The following is a 6,472-nucleotide window of genomic DNA, read 5'->3' as shown; positions in this document are numbered from 1 at the left end:
CTCCTAAAACGCCGGCGGGCGGCTCCCCGTGGGGGGCCTCCGGCCGGCTATGTCGTGGGTTTGCGGATTCAGTTCGCCATCAGATCGGCGCCACGCCAGCTGAACTCCGGGTCCGTCGCGTACCGCACGGTGATCTTCACGAGATCCTCCGCGTACTTGTTCGCGTGGTGCCCACAGAACACCAGCTCGCTCCCACCCGCCAGAGTGATCCGGAGCTTGCCGGCAGCATTGCAGCGGTCGCACCGTTCATCGGCGGCTGGGGGAGCCACCGTCTCGGGCGGCGGCGTGAGGGTCGGGGTCATCGCCTTCCTCCTCTGGTCGTCACCGATGAACAATCTCTTCGGTCGTTGCTCACCTATCGTGCAACACCCTGTCCCGGCGCTGCCTTCCCTGTGTGCCCGCGGGGGACCGAGGTCACACATGGCAGGGACAGTGTGCCGTGCACCAAGGGTGCCACGTCAACGATCACAATCGTGCAACCGAACGATCACCTTCCGACGTTGCACGTCAGGTGATCAAAACGACACGTTCGGTTGACGATCGCGATCAGTCCAGGTAATCCCGCAGCACCTGCGAACGCGACGGGTGGCGCAGCTTGGACATGGTCTTGGACTCGATCTGCCGGATGCGCTCCCGGGTCACGCCGTAGACCTGGCCGATCTCGTCGAGCGTGCGCGGCTGGCCGTCGGTCAGGCCGAAGCGCAGGCGTACCACACCCGCCTCACGCTCGGACAACGTCTGCAGCACCTGCTGGAGCTGATCCTGCAGCAGCGAGAACGACACCGCGTCGACCGCGACCACGGCCTCGGAGTCCTCGATGAAGTCACCGAGCTGGCTGTCGCCCTCGTCGCCGATCGTCTGGTCCAGCGAGATGGGCTCCCGGGCGTACTGCTGGATCTCCAGCACCTTCTCCGGTGTGATGTCCATCTCCTTGGCCAGCTCCTCCGGGGTGGGCTCGCGGCCCAGGTCCTGGAGCAGCTCGCGCTGGATGCGGCCGAGCTTGTTGATCACTTCGACCATGTGCACCGGGATGCGGATGGTGCGGGCCTGGTCGGCCATCGCGCGGGTGATCGCCTGCCGGATCCACCAGGTGGCGTAGGTGGAGAACTTGTAGCCCTTGGTGTAGTCGAACTTCTCGACCGCGCGGATCAGGCCGAGGTTGCCCTCCTGGATGAGGTCGAGGAAGGCCATGCCGCGACCCGTGTAGCGCTTGGCCAGCGAGACGACCAGCCGGAGGTTGGCCTCCAGCAGGTGGTTCTTGGCGCGCTCGCCGTCGCGGGAGATCCAGAGCAGATCCCGCTGCATGTCGCGGGTGAGCTTCTCCTCGCCCTCCTCGGCCGCGCGCAGCCGCTCGGCGGCGTAGAGCCCGGCCTCGATCCGCTTGGCCAGCTCCACCTCCTGCTCGGCGTTGAGCAGCGGGACCTTGCCGATCTGCTTCAGGTAGGCCCGGACCGAGTCGGCCGAGGCGGTCAGCTCGGCGTCGCGGCGCGCCTGCTTGAGCGCCTCCGACTCCTCGTCGTCCCACTCGAAGTCGTTGTCGCTGGCCGAGTTGGCGGCGTCGGTCTCGGCGGCCTGGGTCAGCTCGGCCGGCTCCTCGACCACCACGTCCTCGATCTCGGCGGCCAACTCCTCCGGGTCGATGTCGCCCTCGGCGCCCTCGCCCTTGGCCTTGCCGCCGGCCTTGGCCGGCTTGGCGCCGGCCGCCGCGGCGACGGTGGCCTTGGTGGCCCGGGTGGACCGGGTCGACTTCGCGGGCGCCGCGGCCTTGGCGGCCACCTCGGCGGTGGTGCCGGCGGCCTTGCGGGCGGCGACCTTGCGCGGGGCGGACGCGGGGGCCTCGTCGGCGGCGGGCGCCTGCTTGGGGGCGGGCGCCGCGGCCTTCTTGGTCGTCTTGGCGGTGGTGGCCCGGGACGCCGGGGTGGCCGAGCGGGCGGCGGCGACGCGGCGGCGGGTGCTCGCCGAGCCGTCGACCACCACGGTCACTCCCGCCTCGGAGAGCGCCCGCAGGATCTTCTTGGCCTGGGCCGGAGTCACCTCGGCGGACTCGACGGTGCGCGCGAGCTGGGCCGACGTGAGCTGGCCGCCGGCGCTCTGCGCGTGGGCGATCAGGGTGTCGGTGAGCGAGCGAACGTCGGCGCCGGTCTGGCGGGGTTCTGTCACGAATGACCTTCCGGAGGCGAAGAGCGAGCACGGCCGGGTCGTCCGACGCAGAGCGGTGCACCTTGCCGGGCGATGTGGTTGAAGGACCCCCGTGTCCCGGGCCGGCCGGTCGTTGGCGGTCCGTCGCAGCGTGGGCAGGGGTGAATTGTAACGCCGTCTGCGGCGATCATCCGTCGCCGCACGGTGGACCGGCGGCGGGGACCGCCGATTCGACGCAGATGTGGACTTTGTAAGGATGGTACCGCGCGTGACCCGGAACACCCCGGCCGTGCGGGAAGGGGACGAAACGATGGACCGCTCGGCGCCTGCGGAGCTGCTGGAGATCGCGATCGAGGTGGCCCGCGAGGCGGCGGCGACCGCGTACCGGATGCGGGTCGAGGGCGTCTCGGTGGCCGCGACCAAGAGCACGGTCACCGACGTGGTGACCGCCGCCGACCGGGCGGTCGAGCGGCAGGTGGTCGACGCGCTGCGCCGGCTGCGCCCGGGTGACGCCGTGCTCGGCGAGGAGTACGGGGCGGGGGAGACCGGCCCGACCGGCCCCGGCGGGGTGCGCTGGATCATCGACCCGATCGACGGCACGGTCAACTACCTGTACGGGATCCCGCACTGCGCGGTCTCGCTCGCCGCCGAGGTCGACGGCGAGGTGGTGGCCGGGGTGGTGCGCAACGTCAACACCGGCGAGGAGTGGACCGCCACCGCCGGCGGTGGCGCCTGGCGCGACGGCGAGCGGCTGCGCTGCTCCACCGAGACCGACCTCGGCCAGGCGCTGGTCGCCACGGGGTTCGGCTACGACCCGGCGCGCCGGGCGCACCAGGCCCGGGTGGTCGCCGAGCTGATCCCGCACGTCCGCGACATCCGCCGGCTCGGCGCCGCCGCGCTGGACCTCTGCCTGGCGGCGGAGGGGCGGGTGGACGCCTACTACGAGAAGGGGCTGGCCGCCTGGGACCAGGCCGCCGGGGCCCTCGTGGCCACCGAGGCAGGGCTGCTGGTGGCCGGGCTGGGCGGGCTGCCGGCCGGTCCGGACCTGGTGATCGCCGCCCCGTCGGCCCTGTTCAAGCCCCTGCACGACCGCCTCGCCGACCTGGACGCCTCCGGCGGCCCGTGACGGACGCCTCCGGCGGCCCGGGACCGGCGATCCGCGTCGTGGGCCGGTCGGATCCCCGCCTGCGAAGCTCGCGCCTCCGGCTTGCCCGGGCACGGCTCCGGCGGCGACGCTGGCCGGCATGGCCCCCACGTGCCGGGTACGGCCCTCACGCGGCCGGGTGTGGCCCTCACGTGGCCGGTACGGCTCCCGCGTCGTGTGGGCGTGGTGAGCGCCCCGGCCGGGCCGGGGCGCGGCACCGTGCGTCAGTCGTCCTCGCGTGTGGGGCAGGAGCCCGCCGGGGCGACCGGCGCGCCGAGGTCGCCCAGGGACTGGTTGACCTCGGTGGTGGTGGCGAGCTGCTGGAAGTCGCTGCCCAGCACCACGTCGACGACGTCGTCGGTGCGCTTGGCGTCGTACTCGTACTCGGCGTTGTCGAGGAAGTACGCCCGCAGCAGGTGCGCCGAGCCGACGGCCTTCGGGCCGTAGCGCAGCACCGCGATGTCGTCGATCTGCTTCTTCTCGTCGCCGGTCTTCTTGACCTGGAACTTCCGGTTGCGGAAGTCGTCGGCGATGGCGCTGGCCAGGCCGATCCGGTCCGTGCCGTTCAGCACGTTGATCTTGACGTCCTTGGGCTCGCGCAGGGTCACGTCGGCCATCGGCCAGCCCTCCGGGCAGCCGCCGGCGAGGCCGCCGTCGCTCTGGGTGTCGCGGACCATGGCGACCACAACGAAGACCAGGGCCAGCACCGCCAGCAGGCCGACGACAACGAGTGCTCGCACTCGCGCAAAGCTCATCAGGGCGCTCCCCGGACAGAGGTGGGTGGCGGCGGCCGCCGGCGGTCGGGCCGCCCCGCCGGCCGTCGAGTACGCCGCTGAGGTTAACGGTTGTCCGGCCGTCGCGTGGAAACAGTCCGACATGCCGGCGCGCCATCCGGGAACCGGGTACTACTACCCCTATCTTCGTGTCGCCTGAGTCACATTGGGAACAACTTCGCGTGCGGGGGCGTACATCTCAGCCACGAGGGCGGTATACATGCCTCGCCCAAAGGGGGGGTAAGGTTCCGCGCTCGCTGGGGGTTCCTCCGGAGGTCTCCGTCCGTGCTGTCTTCGGGTCGGGTGACCGACACAAGTGGTGGCCGGCCAGCGGAACCGAAACAGCGTCGTCCGGCGTTACAACCGGAAGCGACAACATCGATATGGGAGAGTGAAACCGATGGCCACCGACTACGACGCTCCGCGTCGCGACGAGGTCGACCTCGGCGAGGACAGCCTGGAAGAGCTCAAGGCCCGACGCGTCGACTCACAGTCGGGCGCCGTGGACGTCGACGAGGCCGAGGTGGCCGAGAGCTTCGAGCTGCCCGGCGCCGACCTGGCCGACGAGGAACTCACGGTCAAGGTGCTTCCGATGCAGCAGGACGAGTTCCGCTGCGCCCGCTGCTTCCTCGTGCACCACCGCAGCCAGTTGGCGGTCGAGCGCAACGGCGAGCTGATCTGCCGCGAGTGCGTCTGACACGACGCGCCTCCACCAGCGGCGGCTCCCTCGTGGGGCCGCCGCTGCCCGAGTTGCCGTGCGACGCGGCGGGGGACCTGCTTCACTCGTGACGGGTGCCGCCACGCCGGCGACAGTCCATTCGGGAGGTCGGACCCATGAGCGAGCGGAGCGAGCCCCGCGGCACGCGCGGCGCGGACCGGACCCGCGTCGAGGGCGCACGCGACGGCGGCCCGGACGGGAGCCGGGGCGACGCCGTGCCCGGCGCGGACGTCCTGCCCGGCTCGGACACCGTGCCCGGCGCGGACGACGAGCTGGGCGCGACCGTCGCGGCCCTGACCGCCGACGACGTCGCACCGGCCCGCCGGCGGCAACTGCTCGGCCGGCTCGTCGGGCAGGCGCGGGCGCGCGGGCTGGGCGACCTGTTCAAGCCGAAGACCGCCGTCCGGTGGATGGTCGACACGGTCGCCGAGATCGCCCCGCACGTGCCCGTGCGGGACCTGGCCACCCTGCGTCGCCACTTCGACGGCCTGGACGGCGAGGCGCTGGCCGAGCGGCTGGTGCGCAACGCCGCGCGGACGACGGCGGGGATCGGTGCCGCCGGCGGCGGAGTCGCCGCGGTCGAGTGGGCCGTCACCCCGACCCTGCTCTCCGCGCCGGTCCTGCTCGCCGCCGAGACGGTCGCCGTGGTGGCCGTCGAGCTCAAGCTGATCGGCGAGCTGCACGAGGTCTACGGGGCGCCGCTGGCGCCCGGCGGCACCCAGCGGGCGGTCTCGCTGGTGCAGTCCTGGGCCGGCCAGCGCGGGATCAACCCGATGATGCCCGGCGTCGGGGTGGGCGCGGTGCTCGGCACCGCCGCCCGCAAGGAGCTGCGGGACATGCTGCTCAAGCGCTTCGGCCGCAACCTGACCACGCTCGGCCCCTTCCTCACCGGGGCGGCGGTGGCGAGCTACCTCAACCGCCGGGCCACCCGGACGATGGCCGACGAGCTCCGCAGGGACCTGCGTCGCAGGAGCCCCACCCTCCCCGGCGGCCCGTCGGCCCTGCCCGGCCCCGCCTGACGCCCTGCCAGCGCCGGGGAAGGACGTGGGAGGGCCAGGACCGGGGGCCGAAGGCCAGGCCGGGAGACGGGCGCGGGACAGCCGGGCGGCGGGACGGGTGGCTCAGGAACGAGCGGCGTCGCGGGCGGCGAGGACCGCCTCGGCCAGCTCGACCGGGTGGCGGGTGCTGACCACCCAGAACGGGGTGGGGTCGGCCGGGTCGTCGAGGACCACCTGGACGGCGCCCGGGACCCACGGCCGCTGCACCACGAACGCCAGCGGGTCGGCCCCGACCCCGAGCACCTCACGCCGGCCGGCGGCGTCCAGCGGGACGACGTCGGCGACGAACCGGACGGGCAGCCGGGCGTCGTCCACCCGCAGCTCGCCGTCGCGTACCGCGATCCGGATGCGGCCCAGCCAGGCCAGGCCGGCGGCGGTCGCCGGCAGCAGCACCGCGAACGGCAGCCACGCACGCACGCCGGGGGCGCCCATCCACAGCTCCACGGCCAGCAGCGCGGCCGCGGCCAGCCCGCCCAGCCACAGCCACCAGGGCAGGCCGAGCCGCTCGGTGTGTTCCGGGGGCGCCGCGGCGGGCGACGCCGGGGACGGCGAGGATGGCGACAGGCTCACTCCTGCCAGGGTACGGCGCACGGCAGCCGGCGGAACCGGCAGGATGTCAGGGTCACCCCACGAACCGGAC

At 73.1% G+C, this 6,472-nt stretch carries 7 protein-coding genes; 3 read left to right on the top strand and 4 right to left on the bottom strand.

Translation table 11 applies throughout. The annotated features are described in order from the left end of the window. Window positions 1-68: 68 nt before the first annotated feature. Window positions 69-302: a hypothetical protein gene (locus AB0L34_RS06260; RefSeq protein ID WP_036374862.1), complete on the bottom strand. Its 234-nt coding sequence runs from the start codon at window positions 300-302 to the stop codon at window positions 69-71. A gap of 244 nt (window positions 303-546) precedes the next feature. Further along, window positions 547-2,160: an RNA polymerase sigma factor gene (locus AB0L34_RS06255; RefSeq protein WP_363702351.1), complete on the bottom strand. Its 1,614-nt coding sequence runs from the start codon at window positions 2,158-2,160 to the stop codon at window positions 547-549. 289 nt (window positions 2,161-2,449) lie between these two features. Here AB0L34_RS06255 and AB0L34_RS06250 point away from each other — a divergent pair, with 289 nt between their 5' ends. Continuing rightward, entirely contained in the window at window positions 2,450-3,265 is an 816-nt protein-coding gene (locus AB0L34_RS06250; protein ID WP_357454274.1) for an inositol monophosphatase family protein, read from the top strand. 242 nt (window positions 3,266-3,507) lie between these two features. Here AB0L34_RS06250 and AB0L34_RS06245 read toward each other — a convergent pair whose 3' ends face one another. Then, entirely contained in the window at window positions 3,508-4,023 is a 516-nt protein-coding gene (locus AB0L34_RS06245) for a LytR C-terminal domain-containing protein (protein WP_363702363.1), read from the bottom strand. Window positions 4,024-4,456: 433 nt separating this feature from the next. Here AB0L34_RS06245 and AB0L34_RS06240 point away from each other — a divergent pair, with 433 nt between their 5' ends. Together AB0L34_RS06240 and AB0L34_RS06235 are read left to right on the top strand one after the other, a co-directional pair. Further along, the gene (locus tag AB0L34_RS06240) at window positions 4,457-4,753 is read left to right on the top strand and encodes a DUF4193 domain-containing protein (protein ID WP_007075406.1); all 297 of its coding nucleotides are present in this window, start codon (window positions 4,457-4,459) and stop codon (window positions 4,751-4,753) included. 137 nt (window positions 4,754-4,890) lie between these two features. Beyond that, a complete protein-coding gene (locus tag AB0L34_RS06235) occupies window positions 4,891-5,793 on the top strand; it encodes a hypothetical protein (protein WP_363702349.1) in 903 nt (300 codons plus the stop codon). A 102-nt stretch (window positions 5,794-5,895) separates the two neighbouring features. Here AB0L34_RS06235 and AB0L34_RS06230 read toward each other — a convergent pair whose 3' ends face one another. Further along, entirely contained in the window at window positions 5,896-6,396 is a 501-nt protein-coding gene (locus AB0L34_RS06230; RefSeq protein ID WP_363702361.1) for a DUF3093 domain-containing protein, read from the bottom strand. Between the last annotated feature and the right edge of the window lie 76 nt (window positions 6,397-6,472).

It is taken from the genome of Micromonospora sp. NPDC052213 (assembly GCF_040679695.1).
In the GTDB taxonomy this organism is placed as follows: domain Bacteria; phylum Actinomycetota; class Actinomycetes; order Mycobacteriales; family Micromonosporaceae; genus Micromonospora.
Note: the sequence above shows the minus strand (reverse complement) of the source record. Positions and strands in the feature narration are given on the sequence as shown.